The sequence below is a fragment of the Variovorax monticola genome (genome assembly GCF_051216855.1).
Taxonomy (GTDB): Bacteria; Pseudomonadota; Gammaproteobacteria; order Burkholderiales; family Burkholderiaceae_C; genus Variovorax.
Map to the genome: position 1 here is coordinate 226,273 of NZ_JBPJZP010000005.1, position 18,016 is coordinate 244,288.

Here is an 18,016-nt window from a genome sequence, read left to right on the forward strand (position 1 = left end):
TGGTCACCCCGCGTCATCCCTCGTTATCCCTCGTTATCGCTCAGCAGAATCGCCAGCCCCGCCTTGCGCAGCGGCGCCAGCGCCTTGGCCGGCGCATCGGGCGACACCAGCAGGCGGGTGGCCGCGCCCACCGGGTTGACCACCCAGGCCGAGGCCGCGCCGAGCTTCTCCGACGAGGCCAGCACCACCGTCTCGGCCGCCGCCGCCATCAGCGCGCGCTTGATCTCCGCCTCTTCCAGGTCGCCCGTGGTGAGCCCGGCCTCGGCGTGCACGCCGGTGACGCCCATGAAGTAGGTGTCCGCATGAATGCGCGCAATGGCCGCCATCGCCGCCGAGCCGACCGCCACCATGGAGTGCTTGAACAGGCGCCCGCCGATCAGCACCACCTCGATGCCCGCGTGCGACACCAGCTCGACCGCCACCGACGGGCTGTGCGTGACCACGGTGGCCTGCAGGGTCCTCGGCAGGTGGCGCGCGAGCTGCACGGCGGTGGTGCCGCCGTCGACGAACACCACCTGCCCCGGCTTCACCAGGCGTGCGGCGGCGCGGCCGATGGCCACTTTTTCGTCGGGCGCGAGCTGCTGCCGCCCGGCGAAGTCGGCCTCGGCCGCCGCGACGGGCAGCGCGCCGCCGTGCACGCGCAGCAGCAGGCCCTCGGCCGCCAGCTCGCGCAGGTCGCGGCGCAGGGTGTCTTCCGACAGGCCCAGTTCGTCGCTGAGCGCCTTCGCCACGACGTGGCCGTCGCGCCGCAGGACCGAGAGGATGTGTTGCTTGCGCTGGCGGGTGAGCATCAAGCGATGGTATCGGCCCGAACGGTAGATTGCACGTTTTTTCTTGTTTTTGCACGAACATGCACATATGCTCGCCGGCCATGACCCTTCAAGACCGCGTCCGGGTGCACGAAGTCACCCTGCTTTCCGACCACTGGTACACCCTGCGCACCACCGCTTTCGACTGGCGCCGCAACGACGGCCGGTGGCAGCGCATGCACCGCGAAACCTACGACCGCGGCAACGGCGCCACGCTGCTGCCCTACCACCTGACGCAGCGCACGGTGCTGCTCACGCGCCAGTTCCGCTACCCGGCCTTCGTCAACGGCCATGACGACCTGCTGATCGAGGCCGCGGCCGGCCTGCTGGACAACGCGGCACCCGAGGAACGCATTCGCGCCGAGGTCGAGGAAGAGCTGGGTTACCGGCTCGGCAGCGTGCAGAAGATCTTCGAGAGCTTCATGAGCCCCGGCTCGGTGACCGAGAGGCTGCACTTCTTCGTCGCGCCCTACGAGCCCTCGATGCGCATCGGCGCGGGCGGCGGCCTGGCGGAGGAAGGCGAGGACATCGAGGTGCTGGAGCTCGGCATCGACGAGGCGCTGGCCATGGTGGCCGACGGCCGCATCGCCGACGCCAAGACGGTGATGCTGCTGTACCACGCGAAGCTGCACCTGTTCGCACCGGGATAATGGGCGGATGCCTTTTGCCCTCCGCCGCGCGGCCTGCGCACTGACCTTTCCCCTGGTTTCCTTGCTGGCCCCGGCCGCAGCCTTCGCCCAGCAAACCCAGGTCCAAGCCCTTCCCACACAGGTCGACGCAGCCCTCGCCCGCGCCAAGGTGCCGCGCGAGTCCGTCACCATGCTGGTGGCAGAAGCCGACGGCACCCGCCAGCCCCGCCTGGCCTGGCGCACGCAGGTGCCGGTGAACCCGGCGTCGATCATGAAGCTGGTCACCACCTACGCCGCGCTCGACATGCTCGGCGCGGCCTACGCCTGGACCACGCCGGTCTACGTCGAAGGCACGGTGGCCAACGGCGTGCTCAACGGCAACCTGTACATCAGGGGCCAGGGCGATCCCAAGCTGGTGCTGGAGCGCGTGTGGCTGCTGCTGCGCCACGTGCAGGGGCTGGGCATCACCACGGTGAGCGGCGACATCGTGATCGACCGCAGCGCCTTCGAGACCACGGTGGAGGGCGACCCGGGCGCCTTCGACGGCGAGCCGCTGCGCCCCTACAACGCCTCGCCCGACGCGCTGCTGGTGAACTTCAAGTCGGTCAACATGAGCTTCGCGCCCGACCGCGCGGGCCAGATCGCGCGCGTGAGCTACGAGCCCCCGCTGGCCAGCGTGGCCATGCCGCCGACCGTGCCGCTGGTGGCCGGCGAGTGCGGCGACTGGCGCACGGCTCTGCGCGCCGATTTCAGCGACGTGAACCGCATCCGCTTCGCCGGCGGCCTGCCGGCGAGCTGCGGCGAGAAAAGCTGGGCCGTGGCCTACGGCGACCCGCGCACCTACGCCCTGCGCGCCATCGGCGGCATGTGGGCCGAGATGGGCGGGCGCGTGGGCGGGCAGATGCGCGAGGGGCGCGTGCCGGCGGGACTGAAGCCGGCGTTCGAGTTCGAGTCGCCGCCGCTGGCCGAGGTGGTGCGCGACATCAACAAGTACAGCAACAACGTGATGGCGCAGCAGCTGTTCCTGACCATCGGGCTCACGCAGAAGAACCGCGGCACCTTCGAGGCCTCGCGCACCGCGCTGGGCCAGTGGTGGCGCGACCGTATCGGCACGGGCGAGGCGCAGCCGGTGTTCGAGAACGGCTCGGGCCTGTCGCGCGACGAGCGCATCAGCGCCGCGGCGCTGGGCAAGATGCTGCAGGTGGCGTGGCGCTCGCCGGTGATGCCCGAGCTGATGTCCTCGCTGCCCGCCATGGGCGTGGACGGCACGCTCAAGAAGCGCACGCTGCGCTCGGGCGGTTCGGCCCACCTGAAGACCGGAACGCTGCGCGACGCCTCGGGCGTGGCCGGTTTCGTCGACGGCGCAAGCGGGCGGCGCTACGTGCTGGTGGCCATCGCCAACGGCGAGAACGCGGGCGCGGCGCGCGCGGCGTTCGACGCGCTGGTCGACTGGGCTTCTCAGGACAACTGAGCCGCTCCGGCGTTGGCTCGGGCGGGCATGGTGCTGTAGGCGAACACCGATTGCGTGGGACCTCGCTGCTGAACAGAATCGGACGCTCGTTCGATTCCATTCCAACGCAGGAGACAAACCCCGTGCAAAAAACACAACACACCTCCACACCGCCCGTCCGGCTGCACAAGACGGCGGCACTCGCGGGCATCACGCTGCTGCTCGCGGCCTGCGGGGGAGGCGGCGGCGGAGGGGGTGGCGGCATCGGGGTGGGCTTTCCGCTGCCCGCGGCCGACACCGGCCGGGGCTCGGTGGTCACCAACCCGCCCGAGCAGACGGCCAATCTCACGGCCGACCAGTTCAAGGCCAGCCTGCAGGCCAGCGCCCAGGGCAGCGCGCTGCTGCAGGTCGCGGGCACGCCCAAGTGCGGCATCGACATGCGCTACCTCGAATACCGCACCATCGGCGCGAAGAACGAGGCCACCAACGCCACCGCCGCCGTGATGGTGCCCACCGGCTCCGACGTGGCCTGCAGCGGCCAGCGGCCGGTGGTGCTCTATGCGCACGGCACCACGGCGGCGCGCAACTACAACCTCGCCAAGTGGACCGACAGCACGCAGGCCGCCGCCGGCGAGGGCCTGCTGATCGCGGCCACCTTCGCTGCGCAGGGCTACATCGTGGTGGCGCCCAACTACGCGGGCTACGACAAGTCGACGCTGCCCTACCACCCCTACCTGAATGGCGACCAGCAGGGCAAGGACATGGTCGATGCGCTCACCGCGGCGCGCAAGACCTTCTCGAACATCGGTGCGAACGACGCCGGCTCGCTGTTCATTTCCGGCTATTCGCAGGGCGGCTACGTGGCCATGGCGGCGCACCGCGAGATGCAGGCCACGGGCAAGACGGTGACGGCCTCGGCCCCGCTGTCGGCGCCCTCGGCCATCAGCCTGCTGACCGACTACACCTTCCAGGGCTGGCCGGCGCTGGGCGCCACGCTGTTCGTGCCGCTGCTGTCGACCAGCTGGCAGCAGCAGTTCGGCAATGTGTACGGCACCCCTGGCGACGTCTACGAAGCGCAGTACGCGAGCGGCATCGAGACCCTGCTGCCGAGCCTGACGCCCGACACGCTGTTCAGCGCGGGCAAGCTGCCGCAGCTGGCGCTGTTCCCGGCCAACGCCACGCCGGGGCCGGTCAACAGCCAACTCGCGATCTTCTACGGCGCCAACAACCTGATGCGCCAGAGCTACCTGACGCAGGCGGCCACCGACATCCAGTCCAACCCTTGCCCCGGCAATGCGCTGCCGGCCACGGCGGCTTCGCTGAGCACGGCCACGCCGCTGGGCTGCACGCCGTCCACGGGTTTCCGCAAGGCGGCCGTGGCCAACGACCTGCGCAACTGGGTGCCCGCCCGGCCGGTGCTGATGTGCGGCGGCGCCAACGACCCGACGGTGAACTTCGTCAGCACGCGCGCCACGGCAGGCTACTTCCGCGCCAAGGGCATGCCGGCCGCCGCGCTGACGGTGGTCGACCTGGAAGACTCGGCCGCGGTCGACGTCTATTCGACAGCGCGCGCCGGCTTCGCGCAGGCCAAGGCGTCGCTGGTGCAGAGCACGACGGGCAGCGCGGCGGACAAGGCGCAGGCGGTCACGCTGGCGTACCACGGCACGCTGGCGCCGCCGTTCTGCCTGGCGGCGGCACGGGGCTTCTTCCAGGGCGTGCTCGCCGCCGGAGGATGACCGGGGTCAAGGCTCGCCCCCAGGCTGCGCGCACTTCGTGTCGCTTCGCCAACCCCCTACCGGGGGCAACACCTGAGGCCCGGCAAAGCCGGTGAACGTGGCTCGCCCCCAGGCTGCGCGCACTTCGTGTCGCTTCGCCAACCCCCTACCGGGGGCAACACCTGAGGCCCGGCAAAGCCGGTTCCTCGGTGTTCCTGGATCAGGCCACTGACGCTCGTTGCAACCGGTCCTTCACGCCTTCCCACTCGGGCGTGTCGGGCGGGGTCTCGATCCAGATCAGCTTGACGCCCTGCGCGTCGAACTCGCGCAGCACGGCGAACAGCTGCTGCGCGCTGGCGGCGGCGTCGTCGGGCATGCGCCGCAGCAGCAGGCGCTGGGAGCGGGTGCGCATCGGGGCGCGGGCCCACACCGCAATGTGCGCCGCGTTGGCGCCCAGCACGTCGAGCCCGGCCTGGAGCGCCTTGGCGTCCATCAGCCGCACCTTGGCGTTCGGGGCGTAGTGCGCCTCCAGCGTGCCCGAGGCGCGCGGGTCGGGCGTGTCGAGCACGTCGCGGTCGCTGAGCTTCTCGCCGCAGGCGGCCTCGATCTGCGCGCGTGTGATGACGCCAGGGCGCAGCAGCACCGGCGCACCGCGGCTGCAGTCGACGATGGTCGACTCGATGCCCACCTCGCACGCGCCGCCGTCGATCACCAGCAGGTCGTCGCCGAACTCGTCGTGCACATGCTGCGCGGTGGTCGGGCTGACGCGCCCGAACCGGTTGGCGCTGGGCCCCGCGACGCCGGGCACGCCCAGCTCGGCGCAGGCCTCCAGCAGCGCCTGCGCCACGGGATGCGAGGGGCAGCGCAGGCCGATGGTGTCCTGCCCGCCTGCCGCGGCAGCGCCCACGCCGGGCTGGCGCGTGACGATCAGCGTGAGCGGGCCGGGCCAGAAGACCTGCACCAGCTTCTGCGCGAACAGCGGCAGCGGCTGCGCGAAGCGCGACAGCGCCTCGGTGCCCTTGATGCCGGCCGCCACGTGGACGATCAGCGGGTGGTCCGACGGCCGACCCTTGGCCTTGAAGATGCCGGCCACGGCCATGTCGCTGGTGGCGTCGGCGCCCAGTCCGTAGACGGTTTCGGTCGGGAAAGCCACCAGGCCGCCCGCGCGCAGCACGCGCGCGGCTTCGGCGATGGCGTCGACGGCCTGGGGCTGGGGAGAGCGCCCGTCCAGGATCATGCGAGCTCGGCGGTGGTCACCGCGGGCAGGCCCAGCAGCAACGCGGCCTGCGACGCGGCGGCGCGCACGCTGTCGAGCGTGGCGCCGGTGAAGGTCAGGTGGCCCATCTTGCGGCCGCGGCGCGGGTCGACCTTGCCGTACAGGTGCAGGTGGGCGCCGGGCAGCGCGAGCACGTCGCTCCAGCGTGGCGTGACCGGTGTATCGCCACCGTCGACAAACCACAGGTCGCCCAGCAGGTTGAGCATGATGGCCGGGCTGTGCTGGCGCGGCGCGGCCAGCGGCAGGCCGGCGAGCGTGCGCACCTGCAGCTCGAACTGCGACACGTCGCAGGCTTCCATCGTGTAGTGGCCGCTGTTGTGCGGGCGCGGGGCCATTTCGTTCACCACCAGCGAGCCGTCGGCCAGCGCGAAGAACTCCACGCACAGCACGCCCACGTAGTCCAGCCCGCTGGCGATGCTCTTCGCGGAATTGACCGCGCCCTGCGCCACCGTCTTGGGCATGTTCTGCGCGTGCACCTCGGTCACGGCCAGGATGCCGTCGCGGTGCAGGTTGCGCTGCGGGGGAAAGTTCACGATGTGACCGTCGCGCCCGCGCGCCAGGATCACCGAGCACTCGAATTCGAGCGGCAGCATCTTCTCGAGCACGCAGGGCACGCAGCCCGTGGCCTGCCAGGCCTCGACCAGCTCGGCGCGCGTCTTCACGCGCTGCTGGCCCTTGCCGTCGTAGCCCAGGCGCGCGGTCTTCAGGATGCCGGGCAGCAAGCTGTCGTCGACGGCGGCGAGCTGCGCGGCGGTCTCGATGGCCGCATAGGGCGCGCAGGGCACGCCGCAGCGCGTGAAGTGGGCCTTCTCGGCGATGCGGTCCTGCGCGATGGCGATGGCCGCGGCGCCGGGCGACACCGGGCGGGCCACCGCGAGATGCTCCAGCGAGGGCGCGGGCACGTTCTCGAACTCGGTGGTCACCGCGTCGGCCAGGCCGGCCAGGCGGGCCAGGCCGTCGACGTCGTCGTAGTCGGTGTGGATGTGGTGGTGGCTCACACGGCCGGCGGGACTGTCGGCGTCGGGGTCGAGCACCGCCGTGAAATAGCCCATGCGCTGAGCGGCATGCGCGAACATGCGCCCCAGCTGGCCGCCGCCCAGCACCCCGAGCGTGGCGCCCGGAAGAACGGGCAGATCGCCTTCATGGCCGCTCACAGGGCACCTCCGCCTTGCGGCGAGAAGGGGGACACCGGGGCGGACTCGCCGGCGCTGACCGGGGCCGGCGGCAGCGTCATGGCTTCGGCGGCCGCGGTCTGCGCCGTGCGGAAGGCGTCGAGCCTGGCGCGCAGCGCCGGGTCGTTCACCGCCAGCATGGCCACCGCGAACAGCGCCGCGTTGGCCGCGCCGGCGTTGCCGATGGCGAATGTGGCCACCGGCACGCCTTTGGGCATCTGCACGATGCTGTAGAGCGAATCGACGCCCTGCAGGTGCCGGCTGGCCACCGGCACGCCGAGCACGGGCACCGTGGTCTTGGACGCCAGCATGCCCGGCAGGTGGGCCGCGCCCCCCGCGCCCGCGATGATCGCGGCGAGCCCGCGCCCGGCGGCGCTTTCGGCGTACGCAAAGAGCGCATCGGGCATCCGGTGGGCCGAGACCACCTTTGCTTCGTGGCTGATTCCGAATTGCTGGAGAATCTCGACCGCGTTGCGCATCGTCTCCCAATCGGAGCTCGAGCCCATCACTACACCGACCTGAATGGTTTCGTTCATGGTTTCAATTTTACGTTTCACCCCCAGCTGGTTCCGATGATCGACATCACTCTCGAAAATTTTCAGGCCGAACTGGTCGAAGGCTCCGTCGCCACGCCGGTGCTGCTGGACATCTGGGCCGAATGGTGCGGGCCGTGCAAACAGCTCGGGCCGGTGCTCGAAAAGCTCGAGGTCGAGTACGCCGGGCGCTTCACGCTGGCCAAGCTCGACGCCGACAAGGTGCCGCAGATCTCGTCGCAGCTGTCTGAAATGTTCGGCGTGCGAAGCATCCCGTTCTGCGTGATGTTCAAGGACGGCCATCCGATCGACGGCTTCGTGGGCGCCATTCCGGCCGAGAAGATCCGCGAGTTCCTCGACAAGCACTTGCCCGGCGCCGACGAGGCCGAAGCCGCTTCCGAAGAAGCCGCCGCGCAGGACGCGCTGGCCGAGGGCGACACCCTGGGCGCGCTCGAAAAATTGCAGCACGCCGTGGCCACCGACCCGGCCAACGACGACGCCCGCTTCGACTACATCAAGCTGCTGCTGCTGGAAGGCCGCCTCGACGACGCCAAGGTCGCCTTCGCGCCGGTGATCGCCAAGACCGGCCTGGTGCGCCGCTTCGACGCGCTGCAGCGATGGATGGATGCTATCGATTTCGCAGCGCCACCCGCAGGCGCGGCGCCTGCGATGGCCGATTTCGAGGCCAAAATTGCCGCCAACAAGCGCGACTTCGAGGCCCGCTTCGCCCGCGCCCGCCTGCTGATGGCCGCCCAGCGCTGGACCGACGCCATGGACGAGCTGCTCGACATCCTGATGCGCGACAAGTCCTGGAGCGAAGAGCTGGCCCGCAAGACCTACATCGCCATCCTCGACGTGATCGAGCCGCCGAAGATCAAGGTGGCCGACGGCCAGATTCCGCCGGACGATCCGGTGGTGGCCACCTACCGGCGCCGGCTCAGCAGCGTGGTGTTGAGCTGATATATGTCAATGCGCCTTTGGGCGCTCAGATTTGATGAAAAGCGACCTTCGGGTCGCTTTTTTGCATCTGCGAGTTGCCCAACGGTTCTCGCATACGACCCGGTGTGCGTGGCGGCCTTCTTCGAGGGCGTGCCGCCTTCGGACTACGGGGTCAACCGCGCCATCGACGCGAAGCTGCGCGCCTTCGACTGGGACGCGCTCGACGCGCTGTTGCGCTCGGCGGGCCTGCTGCGCCCCGCGCGGCTGATGGCCATCGCCAAAGAAACGGCGCGCCAGGCCAAGGCGGACTGGCCCGCGTTGCTGGCGCGTCAGGACACGCCGGACAGCGTGCGGCGCTGCGTGCAGTCCCGCCTGGCCGGCGGCGTGGCATTGGCGAGATAGTCGCGCTCGCATACGATCACGCCCGATTCAACCTGTTGCAGATCGAAAAGGAAAGACCGGCCATGCGCTCCTTCGCCCGCCTCGCACGCTTCTCCCGCGGTACAGCGCTTCCCACCCTCGCGACGGCCGCCTTGCTGGCAGCCCTGAGCGCTTGCGGCAGCGGCATCAGCCTCGACGAGCCCATCGAGGGCCCGGCATGGCGCCTGGTGCAACTGGGCGACGAACCCGTCGCGCCCAACAGCGACGCGCTGTTGCAGTTCGACCGCAGCAGCGGGCGCCTCAGCGGCTCGGGCGGCTGCAACCGCATTTCGGGCACCTACACGCGCAGCGGCGTCACGCTGAAGATCGGCCAGGTGGCCTCCACCCGCATGGCCTGCGCCGACCCGGCGCGCGGGGCGACAGAGGCGCAGTTCATCTCGGTGCTGCAGGGCACCGCGAGCTACCGGCTGGCAGGGCCGGGGCGCCTGGTGCTGCTGGACGCGAGCGGGCGCACGGTGGCGGCGCTCAGCACCAGCGGGCGCTGAAAGCAGAAGACCGGCGCGAGGCCGGTCTTTCTTCAGGGGTTCGCCGACGGGTCAGGCTCAGCCCGTGAGCCGCTCCAGCGCCTCGCGGTACTTGGCGGCCGTCTTCTCGATGACCTCGGCCGGCAGGCGCGGCGCCGGGGGCGTCTTGTCCCAGGGCTTGCCGTTGATCTTGGTGGCTTCGAGCCAGTCGCGCACGAACTGCTTGTCGTAGCTCGGCGGGTTGGTGCCGGCGGCCAGGGCGGCCTGGTAGCCCTCCACCGGCCAGTAGCGCGAGCTGTCGGGCGTGAGCACCTCGTCCATCAGCACCAGCGTGCCGGCCTCGTCCAGGCCGAACTCGAACTTGGTGTCGGCAATGATCATGCCCTTGGCCAAGGCGATCTGCGCGGCCGTTTCATAGATGGCGATGCTGGTCTCGCGGATCTGCTGGGCCAGCTTGGGGCCGACGATTTCCACCACGCGGTCGTAGGTGATGTTCTCGTCGTGCTCGCCGGCCGCGGCCTTGGCGGCGGGCGTGAAGATCGGGCGCGGCAGCTTGCTCGCGTTGGTCAGGCCCTCGGGCAGCGGCACGCCGCAGACCGACTGGGTTTCCTGGTATTCCTTCCAGCCGCTGCCGGCCAGGTAGCCGCGCACCACGGCCTCGACCGGAATCGGCTTCAGGCGCTTGACCAGCATGGAACGCTGCGTGACCTGGGGCACTTCGTCGGCCGTGACCACGCTCTCGGGCGCGTCGCCGGTCAGGTGGTTGGGGCAGAGCTGGCCGAGGCGGTCGAACCACCACAGCGCCATCTGCGTGAGGATCTCGCCCTTGCCGGGAATGGGCTCGCCCATGATCACGTCGAAGGCGCTGAGCCGGTCGCTCGCGACCATCAGGATGCGGTCTTCGCCGACGGCGTAGTTGTCGCGCACCTTGCCGCGCGCAAGCAGGGGCAGGCTCTGGATGGAGGAGGTGTGGACGGTGGTCATGGGGCAGATGCGGTGAAGAACGACGGAAACTGAAAGACGGTGAAAGCGGATTGTGCGCGCAGAAAAAAGCCACCGCGAACGGTGGCCTTCGAATGACGCGGAAGTTGTCAGACCACGGCCTGCGCCAGCTCGCCCTTGGCGTAGCGGGCGGCCACCACCTGCAGCGTGTCGCCCTTGATCTTGGCGCCCTGGCCTTCGCAGCCGAACTCGATGTAGCGCTGCTTGCAGATCAGCCTGGCGGCTTCGCGCGCCGGCTTGAGCCATTCGCGGGCGTCGAACTTGTCGGGGTGCTCGGCCAGGAACTTGCGCACCGCGCCGGTCATGGCCAGGCGGATGTCGGTGTCGATGTTGATCTTGCGCACGCCGTGCTTGATGGCCTCCTGGATTTCCTTCACGGGCACGCCGTAGGTTTCCTTCATGTCGCCGCCGTACTGGCGAATGATGGCCAGCAGCTCCTGCGGCACGCTCGACGAGCCGTGCATCACCAGGTGGGTGTTGGGAATGCGGCGATGAATTTCCTTGATGCGGTCGATCGCCAGGATGTCGCCGGTGGGCTCGCGCGTGAACTTGTAGGCGCCGTGGCTGGTGCCGATGGCAATGGCCAGCGCGTCGATCTGGGTGCGCTTGACGAAGTCGGCGGCCTGCTCGGGGTCGGTCAGCAGCTGCTCGCGCGTCATGGTGTCGTCGGTGCCGTGGCCGTCTTCCTTGTCGCCCTTCATGGTTTCGAGCGAGCCGAGGCAGCCGAGTTCGCCTTCGACGGTCACGCCCAGGCGGTGGGCCATGTCGGAAACCTTCCTGGTGACGTCCACGTTGTATTCGTAGCTGGCGATGGTCTTGCCGTCGGCCTCGAGCGAGCCGTCCATCATGACGGAGCTGAAGCCCAGGTCGATGGCGCCCTTGCACACGTCGGGGTTCTGGCCGTGGTCCTGGTGCATCACCAGCGGAATGTTCGGGTACTGCTCGATGGCGGCCTGGATCAGGTGCTTGATGAAGGCTTCGCCGGCGTACTTGCGGGCTCCCGCGCTGGCTTGCAGGATCACGGGCGCGCCGGTTTCCTTGGCGGCCTCCATCACGGCCTGGACCTGTTCCAGGTTGTTGACGTTGAAGGCCGGAATGCCGTAGCCATTGGCCGCGGCATGGTCGAGCAGTTCGCGCATCGAGACGAGAGCCATAGGGAAATACCTCGTGGGAATTAGGGAAAGAAGAAGGCGGAAAGACGAGAGAAAACTGCCGCAATTCTACCGAGACCCCCCTCACCCTAATTGTGGGACGGCACCGACGCCAGCCCGAGGAAACCCAGGACGGGCGGCAGCACCGGCCCGCCCAGCCACTGGATCGGCTTGGCGAAAGCCCCGATCAGCGTGACGTGGCTCAGGTTGTCGAACAGCTTCACCTCCACCGGCACGCCCGCGGCGCGCAGCGCGGTCGCCATCTGGCCGGTGTTGCGGTCCGGGTAGACCAGGTTGTCTTTCGAGGCTGCCATGAGCAGCGCGCGCGGCGACGCGGAGGTGACATGCGCCAGCGGCTGCGAGTCGCGCGGCGTGTTCGGCCAGTTGAAGGCGGCTTGCGCCTGCGGGTCGCCGATGGGCAGGAAGTCGTAGGGGCCGGCCAGGCCGATCCAGCCGGCCAGCTGCTTCGGGCTGGCGCCCACCTCGCCGAGCCAGCGATCGTCCAGCGCCACCATCGCGGCGTTGTAGCCGCCCGAGCTGTGGCCCATCACGTAGACCTGCTTAGGGTCGGCGCCGAGCTGCGCGGCGTTGTCGAGCGCCCACTTGACGGCCAGGGCGCTGTCGCGCACGAACACCGGGTAGGTGAAGGCCGGCGACAGCCCGTAGTCGGGCACCACCACCACCGCGCCGCGCGCGGCCAGCGCCTCGCCGACGAACTTGTAGCTGGCGCGGTCGCCGTTGGTCCAGGTGCCGCCGAAGAAGAACACCACCAGCGGGCGGGAACCGCGGGCCGGTTGCGTCGCCGGCAGCGGCTGGTACACGTCGAGCATCTGGCGCGGCGCCTTGCCGTAGGCGATGTCGCCCTGGAACTGGTAGGTGTCGGCGGGCACGAGTCCGTTGAGCACCTTGATCGGCGAACAGGCCGACAGCACGGCGGCGGCGGTGACGGCGGTGAAGAAGGCGCTGCGGCGCTGGCGAAGGGACGCGAAGGTGGGAAAGCTCATCGCATCAGTACGCACGCAGTCGCCCGCCGGTTTCGTCAGATGGGAAGCTGCGTGGTCGACAGCACCTGCTTCAAAACGACGAAGGTGCGGATCTGCCGCACGCCCGGCAGGTACAGCAGCTGCTCGGCGTGCAGGCGGTTGAAGCTGTCGTTGTCGCGCGTGCGCACGAGCATGAAGTAATCGAATTCGCCGGTCACCACATGGCATTCGAGGCAGCCCGAGACCTTCTGCGCGGCCTTCTCGAAGTCGGCGAAGGAGTCGGGCGTGGAGCGGTCCAGCACCACGCCGATCATCACCAGCATGCCGACGTCGAGCGCGTCGGGGTCCAGCAGCGCGACGATGGCCTTGATGAGCCCCGACGCCTTGAGCCGCTCCACGCGGCGCAGGCAGGCGGCGGCGCTGAGGTTGACCTTGGCGGCGAGCGCCACGTTCGACAGCGAGGCATCGCGCTGCAGGGCGCGAAGGATGGCGCGGTCGGTGCGATCGAGCTCCGGGGGCGAACGCAATTTCGTTGTGCTCATGGCAGATTCAGCGAACTGAAAAGTTGTGGCTTGGTCATCGTGCCCTCTTTTCGGCCGGCAATCCAGCGAACTTCACACGCACGTTGCGGAGCCTTCTTCCTACGATCGAAGGCTTCAACCTCCTGGAGCCGCACCATGAACCTGAAGAAGTTTCCCCGTCACGCCCTGACCTTCGGCCCCACGCCGATCCACCCCCTGAAGCGCCTGAGCGCGCACCTGGGCGGCGAGGTCGAGCTGTACGCCAAGCGCGAGGACTGCAACAGCGGCCTGGCCTTCGGGGGCAACAAGACCCGCAAGCTCGAATACCTGATTCCCGAGGCGATCGAGGGCGGCTACGACACGCTGGTGTCCATCGGCGGCATCCAGTCCAACCAGACGCGCCAGGTGGCCGCGGTGGCGGCGCACCTGGGCATGAAGTGCGTGCTGGTGCAGGAGAACTGGGTCAACTACTCCGACGCGCTGTACGACCGGGTCGGCAACATCGAGATGTCGCGCATCCTGGGCGCCGACGTGCGGCTGGACGCGGCGGGCTTCGACATCGGCATTCGCAAGAGCTGGGAAGAAGCGATGAACGACGTGCGCAAGGCCGGCGGCAAGCCGTTTCCGATTCCGGCGGGCTGCTCGGAACACCCGCGCGGCGGCCTGGGCTTCGTGGGCTTCGCGGAAGAAGTGCGCCAGCAGGAGGCCGAGCTGGGCTTCAGGTTCGACTACATCGTGACCTGCTCGGTCACGGGCAGCACGCAGGCGGGCATGGTGGTGGGCTTTGCGGCCGACGGGCGGGCCGACCGCGTGATCGGCATCGACGCCTCGGCCAAGCCGCAGCAGACCTTCGAGCAGATCGTGCGCATTGCCAAGGGCACGGCCGAGCTGGTGGAGCTGGGCCGCGACATCACCGACCAGGACGTGGTGCTGGACCGCCGCTTCGGCGGGCCCGAGTACGGGCTGCCGAACGAGGGCACGCTGGAGGCGATTCGCCTGTGCGCGCGCATGGAAGGCATGCTGACCGACCCCGTGTACGAGGGCAAGTCGATGCACGGGATGATCGAGAAGGTGCGGCTCGGGGAATTCCCGGCCGGCTCGAAGGTGCTGTATGCGCACCTGGGCGGTGTGCCCGCGCTGAACGCCTACAGCTTCCTGTTCCGCAACGGCTGATCGCGCCTTAACTGGCCCTGCAGATCTTGAGCATGTTGGTGCCGCCCGGGGCACCCATCGGCTCGCCGCAGGTGATCGCGTAGACGTCCCCGCTCTGCACGATGCCGCGCTTTTTCAGATGGGCTTCGGCCTGTTCGAGCGCGGTGTCGCGGTCGGTCTGCGAGTCCATCAGCAGCGGGCGCACGTTGCGGTACAGCGCCATCTTGCGCTGCGTGGCCAGCCGTGAGGTCAGCGCGTACATGGGAATGTGCGCGCGGTGGCGGCTCATCCAGAGCATGGTGGAGCCCGACTCGGTCAGCGCCACGATGGCCTTGGCGCCCAGGTGGTGGGCCGTGAACAGCGCACCCATGGCGATCGACTGGTCGATGCGGCTGTAGGTCTTGCCGCTGAAGTCGGCGTCCAGCGTCTTGTCCTCGGCGATTTCGGCGGCCTCGCAGATGCGGCTCATCTCCTGCACGGTTTCCAGCGGGTAGCGGCCCGAGGCGGTTTCGGCCGAGAGCATCACGGCGTCGGTGCCGTCGAGCACGGCGTTGGCCACGTCGCTCACCTCGGCGCGGGTGGGCACGGGGTTGGTGATCATCGACTCCATCATCTGGGTCGCGGTGATCACCACCTTGTCCATGTCGCGCGCCATGCGGATCATCTTCTTCTGCAGCGCGGGCACTGCCGCATTGCCGACCTCGACGGCCAGGTCGCCGCGCGCGACCATGATGCCGTCGCTGGCGCGCAGGATTTCTTCCAGCTTGGGAATGGCCTCGGCACGCTCGATCTTGGCGATCATGCCGGGCTTGTGGCCGAACTCGGCCGCGGCCACGTTGCACAGCTGGCGCGCCATTTCCATGTCGGTCGCGTTCTTGGGGAAGCTCACGGCCACGTAGTCGGCCTGGAAGCTCATCGCGGTCTTGATGTCTTCCATGTCCTTGGCGGTCAACGCGGGCGCCGTGAGGCCGCCGCCCTGCTTGTTGATGCCCTTGTTGTTCGACAGCTCGCCGCCGAGCTTGACAGTGGTGTGCACCGCCTCGCCCTTGACGCCGTCGACCGTGAGCACGATGAGGCCGTCGTTCAGCAGCAGCTTGTCGCCGGGCTTCACGTCGCGCGGCAGGTCCTTGTAGTCCAGGCCCACGGCGTCGATGTCGCCGGGTTCGGTGCGCGAGGCGTCCAGCACGAACTTGGCGCCCGGCTCCAGCCAGATCTTGCCCTGCGCGAACTTGCCCACGCGGATCTTCGGGCCCTGCAGGTCGGCCATGATGGCCACTTCGCGGCCCATCTTGCGGGCGGCTTCGCGCACCATGAGCGCGCGGTCGATGTGGTCCTGCGCCGTGCCGTGACTGAAGTTCAGCCGCACCACGCTGACCTTGGCCTGGATCATCTTTTCCAGCAGTTCGGGGGTGCTGGACGCCGGACCGAGCGTGGCAACGATCTTGGTGGCGTGGCGGGGGATGCGGTCCGTGCTCATGAGGGTAGTCTCCGTTTTGTATTCGCTACTGTATACACTTTGTGTGTCTGACGGAAGTCACCCTGACGGGCTTTCATCGCGCCAGCCGCCGCGCCGCCGGTCAACCGGCCGCGCGTTTGGCCAGGATCTCGAAGGCCGGCAGGGTTTTGCCTTCCAGCACCTCGAGGAAGGCGCCGCCGCCGGTCGAGATGTAGCCGACCTGCTTCTCGATGCCGTACTTGGCGATGGCCGCGAGCGTGTCGCCGCCACCGGCGATCGAGAAAGCGCTGCTCTCGGCAATCGCTTGCGCGATGGCCTTGGTGCCGCCCGCGAAGGCGTCGAACTCGAACACGCCCACCGGGCCGTTCCAGACGATGGTGCCGGCTTCGCGCAACTGAGCGGCCAGGATCGCGGCGGTCTTGGGACCGATGTCCAGGATCAGGTCGTCGTCCGCCACGTCGCTCGCGTCCTTCACGGTGGCGACCGCGTCGGCGGCGAAGGTCTTGGCCGTGACCACGTCCACGGGAATCGGCACGTCGGCGCCGCGCGCGCGCATGGCCTCGATCACCGCCCGGGCGTTGTCGACCAGGTCGGGCTCGGCCAGCGACTTGCCGATGTTCAGGCCGGCGGCCAGCATGAAGGTGTTGGCAATGCCGCCGCCGACGATCAGCTGGTCCACATTGGCCGACAGGCTCTTCAAAATGGTGAGCTTGGTACTGACCTTGGAGCCCGCCACGATGGCCACCAGCGGGCGCTTGGGTTGCGCCAGCGCCTTGGTGATGGCGTCCATCTCGGCCGCCAGCAGCGGGCCGGCGGCGGCAATCTTCGCGAACTGCGCGATGCCGTAGGTGGTGGCTTCGGCGCGGTGGGCGGTGCCGAAGGCGTCGTTCACGTAGATGTCCGTGAGCGCGGCGAGCTTGCGGGCCAGCGCCTCGTCGTTCTTCTTCTCGCCCTTGTTGACGCGGCAGTTCTCGAGCAACACGACCTGGCCGGGCTTCACGTCGACGCCGTCGACCCAGTCGGCGACCAGCAGCACCTCGCGGCCGAGCAGCTCGCCCAGGCGCTTGGCCACGGGGGCCAGCGAGTCTTCGGGCTTGAACTCGCCTTCGGTCGGACGGCCCAGGTGCGAGGTGACCATCACGGCCGCACCGGCGTCCAGCGCGAGCTGGATGCAGGGCACCGAGGCGCGGATGCGCGTGTCCTCGGTGATGTGGCCGGCGTCGTCCTGCGGCACGTTGAGGTCGGCACGGATGAAAACGCGCTGGCCGGCGGCTTTGCCCTGTGCGCAGAGGTCGGTGAATCGAATGACGTTCATGGATCTGGAGTAGGTGGAAGACGGGTCGGCCTGCATTGTAGGTTTGGGCCCCTCGCGGCCCTGTGCGCCTCTTGCGGCGGCCCGATGCTTTTCAACGCTTCGGCTGGGCTTTCGCGAAACCTTCGAGGATCTCGACGAAGCTCGCGGCCGCCGGCGACAGGCTGCGCCGCGCCGCGCTGTAGACGCACACCTCGCGGTGGAAGTCGGGCGACTCCAGCCGCACCATCTGCAGGCCGTGGGCGCGCACCAGCGAGGCGGAGTAGGTCGGGCACACCGTGAGCCCGAGCCCCGAGGCCACCATGCCGAGCGCGGTCGTCATGTACGACACCTCCTGCGTGCCGGGGCGCAGCATGTAGTCGCGCTCGGCCGGCCCCAGTTCGGGCAGCACGCGCTGGCGAAAGTCGCGCGTGGGGGCGATGAAGGTGTAGGGCGCCAGCTCATGCCAGCGCACCTTGCGGCGTCGGGCGAAGGCATGGTCCGGCGGGCAGATCAGCCAGTGCCGGTCGCGAAACAGCGTGCGCCGCTCGATGGCGCTGTCCACCGTCACGTCCTGCCCCACGGCCAGTTCGACGTCGCCGGCCACCACGCCCGCGAGCAGGTGCTCGGGCAGCGTGTCGGCCAGGCGCACATCGACGTCGGGGTAGGTCTCGCGATAGGCCGCGATCACGCGCGGCATCAGCGTGCAGGCCATGAGCTGCGGCGCGGCAAGCCGCAACACCCCTTTCTTCTTGTCACGCAAATCCGTGACGCCGGCCACCGCGCTCGTCAGGTCGCCCAGCAAGCGATGCACCGAGGGCAAGAACTCGCGACCCGCCTCCGACAGCTGCACGCTGCGGGTGTTCCGGTCGAGCAGTTGCGCGCCCATCTCGCGTTCGAGCTCGCGCACCAGCACGCTGAGCGCCGACTGCGTGAGGTGCAGCTCCCGTGCCGCGGCGGTGAAGCTGCCGGTTTCGGCCACGGCGGCAAAAGCGCGCAGCTGGCGCAGGGTCAGATTCATATGGTTCTTTC

The 18,016-nt window shown here is 69.1% G+C and carries 18 protein-coding genes; 7 read left to right on the forward strand and 11 right to left on the reverse strand.

The genetic code is table 11. The features are described 5' to 3' along the window. Window positions 1-23: 23 nt before the first annotated feature. Window positions 24-791 carry a DeoR/GlpR family DNA-binding transcription regulator gene (locus tag ACSFA5_RS18875; protein ID WP_435445565.1) on the reverse strand — a complete coding sequence of 256 codons (768 nt, stop codon included), beginning with the start codon at window positions 789-791 and terminating at the stop codon, window positions 24-26. 80 nt (window positions 792-871) lie between these two features. Between ACSFA5_RS18875 and ACSFA5_RS18880 the strand changes: the two genes are divergently transcribed. From ACSFA5_RS18880 to ACSFA5_RS18890, 3 genes are all read left to right on the forward strand, one after another. Continuing rightward, a complete protein-coding gene (locus tag ACSFA5_RS18880; RefSeq protein ID WP_435445566.1) occupies window positions 872-1,459 on the forward strand; it encodes an NUDIX hydrolase in 588 nt (195 codons plus the stop codon). A gap of 7 nt (window positions 1,460-1,466) precedes the next feature. After that, on the forward strand, window positions 1,467-2,909 hold the full coding sequence (gene dacB / locus ACSFA5_RS18885; protein WP_435445567.1) for a D-alanyl-D-alanine carboxypeptidase/D-alanyl-D-alanine endopeptidase: 1,443 nt from the start codon (window positions 1,467-1,469) through the stop codon (window positions 2,907-2,909). 122 nt (window positions 2,910-3,031) lie between these two features. Continuing rightward, on the forward strand, window positions 3,032-4,624 hold the full coding sequence (locus tag ACSFA5_RS18890; RefSeq protein ID WP_435445568.1) for an alpha/beta hydrolase family protein: 1,593 nt from the start codon (window positions 3,032-3,034) through the stop codon (window positions 4,622-4,624). A gap of 199 nt (window positions 4,625-4,823) precedes the next feature. Here ACSFA5_RS18890 and ACSFA5_RS18895 read toward each other — a convergent pair whose 3' ends face one another. Genes ACSFA5_RS18895 through purE form a run of 3 tightly spaced genes read right to left on the reverse strand, consistent with a single transcriptional unit; the run spans window position 4,824 to window position 7,587 of the window. Then, window positions 4,824-5,840 (reverse strand): L-threonylcarbamoyladenylate synthase, encoded by a 1,017-nt coding sequence (locus ACSFA5_RS18895; RefSeq protein ID WP_435445569.1) that lies wholly within the window; start codon window positions 5,838-5,840, stop codon window positions 4,824-4,826. Next, complete coding sequence (locus ACSFA5_RS18900; RefSeq protein WP_435445570.1) at window positions 5,837-7,033, reverse strand: 5-(carboxyamino)imidazole ribonucleotide synthase; 1,197 nt, start codon at window positions 7,031-7,033, stop codon at window positions 5,837-5,839. The genes ACSFA5_RS18895 and ACSFA5_RS18900 overlap by 4 nt, the downstream gene beginning before the upstream one ends. Beyond that, complete coding sequence (gene purE, locus ACSFA5_RS18905) at window positions 7,030-7,587, reverse strand: 5-(carboxyamino)imidazole ribonucleotide mutase (RefSeq protein ID WP_435445571.1); 558 nt, start codon at window positions 7,585-7,587, stop codon at window positions 7,030-7,032. Before purE ends, ACSFA5_RS18900 begins: the two co-directional genes overlap by 4 nt. Window positions 7,588-7,623: 36 nt before the next feature. On the opposite strand from purE, the gene ACSFA5_RS18910 reads away from it, so the two are divergent. The 3 genes from ACSFA5_RS18910 to ACSFA5_RS18920 all read left to right on the forward strand — a co-directional run bounded on the left by ACSFA5_RS18910 (window position 7,624) and on the right by ACSFA5_RS18920 (window position 9,449). Beyond that, on the forward strand, window positions 7,624-8,544 hold the full coding sequence (locus ACSFA5_RS18910) for a tetratricopeptide repeat protein (RefSeq protein ID WP_435445572.1): 921 nt from the start codon (window positions 7,624-7,626) through the stop codon (window positions 8,542-8,544). Between the two features lie 108 nt (window positions 8,545-8,652). Beyond that, window positions 8,653-8,925, forward strand: coding sequence for a hypothetical protein (locus tag ACSFA5_RS18915; protein ID WP_435445573.1), 273 nt, complete (start codon window positions 8,653-8,655; stop codon window positions 8,923-8,925). Window positions 8,926-8,987: 62 nt separating this feature from the next. Continuing rightward, the gene (locus ACSFA5_RS18920) at window positions 8,988-9,449 is read left to right on the forward strand and encodes an META domain-containing protein (RefSeq protein ID WP_435445574.1); all 462 of its coding nucleotides are present in this window, start codon (window positions 8,988-8,990) and stop codon (window positions 9,447-9,449) included. 57 nt (window positions 9,450-9,506) lie between these two features. Here the strand turns inward: ACSFA5_RS18920 and ACSFA5_RS18925 are convergent, their stop codons facing one another. From ACSFA5_RS18925 to ACSFA5_RS18940, 4 genes are all read right to left on the reverse strand, one after another. Next, on the reverse strand, window positions 9,507-10,412 hold the full coding sequence (locus tag ACSFA5_RS18925; protein WP_435445575.1) for a phosphoribosylaminoimidazolesuccinocarboxamide synthase: 906 nt from the start codon (window positions 10,410-10,412) through the stop codon (window positions 9,507-9,509). A gap of 107 nt (window positions 10,413-10,519) precedes the next feature. After that, window positions 10,520-11,584, reverse strand: a complete 1,065-nt coding sequence (fba, locus tag ACSFA5_RS18930; RefSeq protein ID WP_435445576.1) for a class II fructose-bisphosphate aldolase — start codon at window positions 11,582-11,584, stop codon at window positions 10,520-10,522. 86 nt (window positions 11,585-11,670) lie between these two features. Further along, window positions 11,671-12,585 carry an alpha/beta hydrolase gene (locus ACSFA5_RS18935; protein ID WP_435445577.1) on the reverse strand — a complete coding sequence of 305 codons (915 nt, stop codon included), beginning with the start codon at window positions 12,583-12,585 and terminating at the stop codon, window positions 11,671-11,673. 35 nt (window positions 12,586-12,620) lie between these two features. Next, entirely contained in the window at window positions 12,621-13,106 is a 486-nt protein-coding gene (locus ACSFA5_RS18940) for an Lrp/AsnC family transcriptional regulator (protein ID WP_435445578.1), read from the reverse strand. A gap of 135 nt (window positions 13,107-13,241) precedes the next feature. On the opposite strand from ACSFA5_RS18940, the gene ACSFA5_RS18945 reads away from it, so the two are divergent. Next, entirely contained in the window at window positions 13,242-14,258 is a 1,017-nt protein-coding gene (locus tag ACSFA5_RS18945; RefSeq protein ID WP_435445579.1) for a 1-aminocyclopropane-1-carboxylate deaminase, read from the forward strand. A 7-nt stretch (window positions 14,259-14,265) separates the two neighbouring features. On the opposite strand, the gene pyk is transcribed toward ACSFA5_RS18945, so the two are convergent. From pyk to ACSFA5_RS18960, 3 genes are all read right to left on the reverse strand, one after another. Then, the gene (gene pyk, locus ACSFA5_RS18950) at window positions 14,266-15,714 is read right to left on the reverse strand and encodes a pyruvate kinase (protein ID WP_435445580.1); all 1,449 of its coding nucleotides are present in this window, start codon (window positions 15,712-15,714) and stop codon (window positions 14,266-14,268) included. A gap of 100 nt (window positions 15,715-15,814) precedes the next feature. Next, entirely contained in the window at window positions 15,815-17,008 is a 1,194-nt protein-coding gene (locus ACSFA5_RS18955; RefSeq protein WP_435445581.1) for a phosphoglycerate kinase, read from the reverse strand. Window positions 17,009-17,099: 91 nt separating this feature from the next. Continuing rightward, window positions 17,100-18,005 (reverse strand): LysR family transcriptional regulator, encoded by a 906-nt coding sequence (locus tag ACSFA5_RS18960; RefSeq protein WP_435445582.1) that lies wholly within the window; start codon window positions 18,003-18,005, stop codon window positions 17,100-17,102. Window positions 18,006-18,016 lie beyond the last annotated feature (11 nt).

Excerpts from the sequence above, each read along its gene's own strand:
- fba (WP_435445576.1), bottom strand. The coding sequence starts at position 11,584 with ATGGCTCTCGTCTCGATGCGCGAACTGCTCGACCATGCCGCGGCCAAT.
- ACSFA5_RS18875 (WP_435445565.1), bottom strand. The coding sequence starts at position 791 with ATGCTCACCCGCCAGCGCAAGCAACACATCCTCTCGGTCCTGCGGCGC.
- ACSFA5_RS18910 (WP_435445572.1), top strand. The coding sequence starts at position 7,624 with ATGATCGACATCACTCTCGAAAATTTTCAGGCCGAACTGGTCGAAGGC.
- ACSFA5_RS18945 (WP_435445579.1), top strand. The coding sequence starts at position 13,242 with ATGAACCTGAAGAAGTTTCCCCGTCACGCCCTGACCTTCGGCCCCACG.
- pyk (WP_435445580.1), bottom strand. The coding sequence starts at position 15,714 with ATGAGCACGGACCGCATCCCCCGCCACGCCACCAAGATCGTTGCCACG.
- ACSFA5_RS18955 (WP_435445581.1), bottom strand. The coding sequence starts at position 17,008 with ATGAACGTCATTCGATTCACCGACCTCTGCGCACAGGGCAAAGCCGCC.
- ACSFA5_RS18920 (WP_435445574.1), top strand. The coding sequence starts at position 8,988 with ATGCGCTCCTTCGCCCGCCTCGCACGCTTCTCCCGCGGTACAGCGCTT.
- ACSFA5_RS18935 (WP_435445577.1), bottom strand. The coding sequence starts at position 12,585 with ATGAGCTTTCCCACCTTCGCGTCCCTTCGCCAGCGCCGCAGCGCCTTC.
- dacB (WP_435445567.1), top strand. The coding sequence starts at position 1,467 with ATGCCTTTTGCCCTCCGCCGCGCGGCCTGCGCACTGACCTTTCCCCTG.
- ACSFA5_RS18960 (WP_435445582.1), bottom strand. The coding sequence starts at position 18,005 with ATGAATCTGACCCTGCGCCAGCTGCGCGCTTTTGCCGCCGTGGCCGAA.
- purE (WP_435445571.1), bottom strand. The coding sequence starts at position 7,587 with ATGAACGAAACCATTCAGGTCGGTGTAGTGATGGGCTCGAGCTCCGAT.
- ACSFA5_RS18940 (WP_435445578.1), bottom strand. The coding sequence starts at position 13,106 with ATGAGCACAACGAAATTGCGTTCGCCCCCGGAGCTCGATCGCACCGAC.
- ACSFA5_RS18925 (WP_435445575.1), bottom strand. The coding sequence starts at position 10,412 with ATGACCACCGTCCACACCTCCTCCATCCAGAGCCTGCCCCTGCTTGCG.
- ACSFA5_RS18880 (WP_435445566.1), top strand. The coding sequence starts at position 872 with ATGACCCTTCAAGACCGCGTCCGGGTGCACGAAGTCACCCTGCTTTCC.
- ACSFA5_RS18895 (WP_435445569.1), bottom strand. The coding sequence starts at position 5,840 with ATGATCCTGGACGGGCGCTCTCCCCAGCCCCAGGCCGTCGACGCCATC.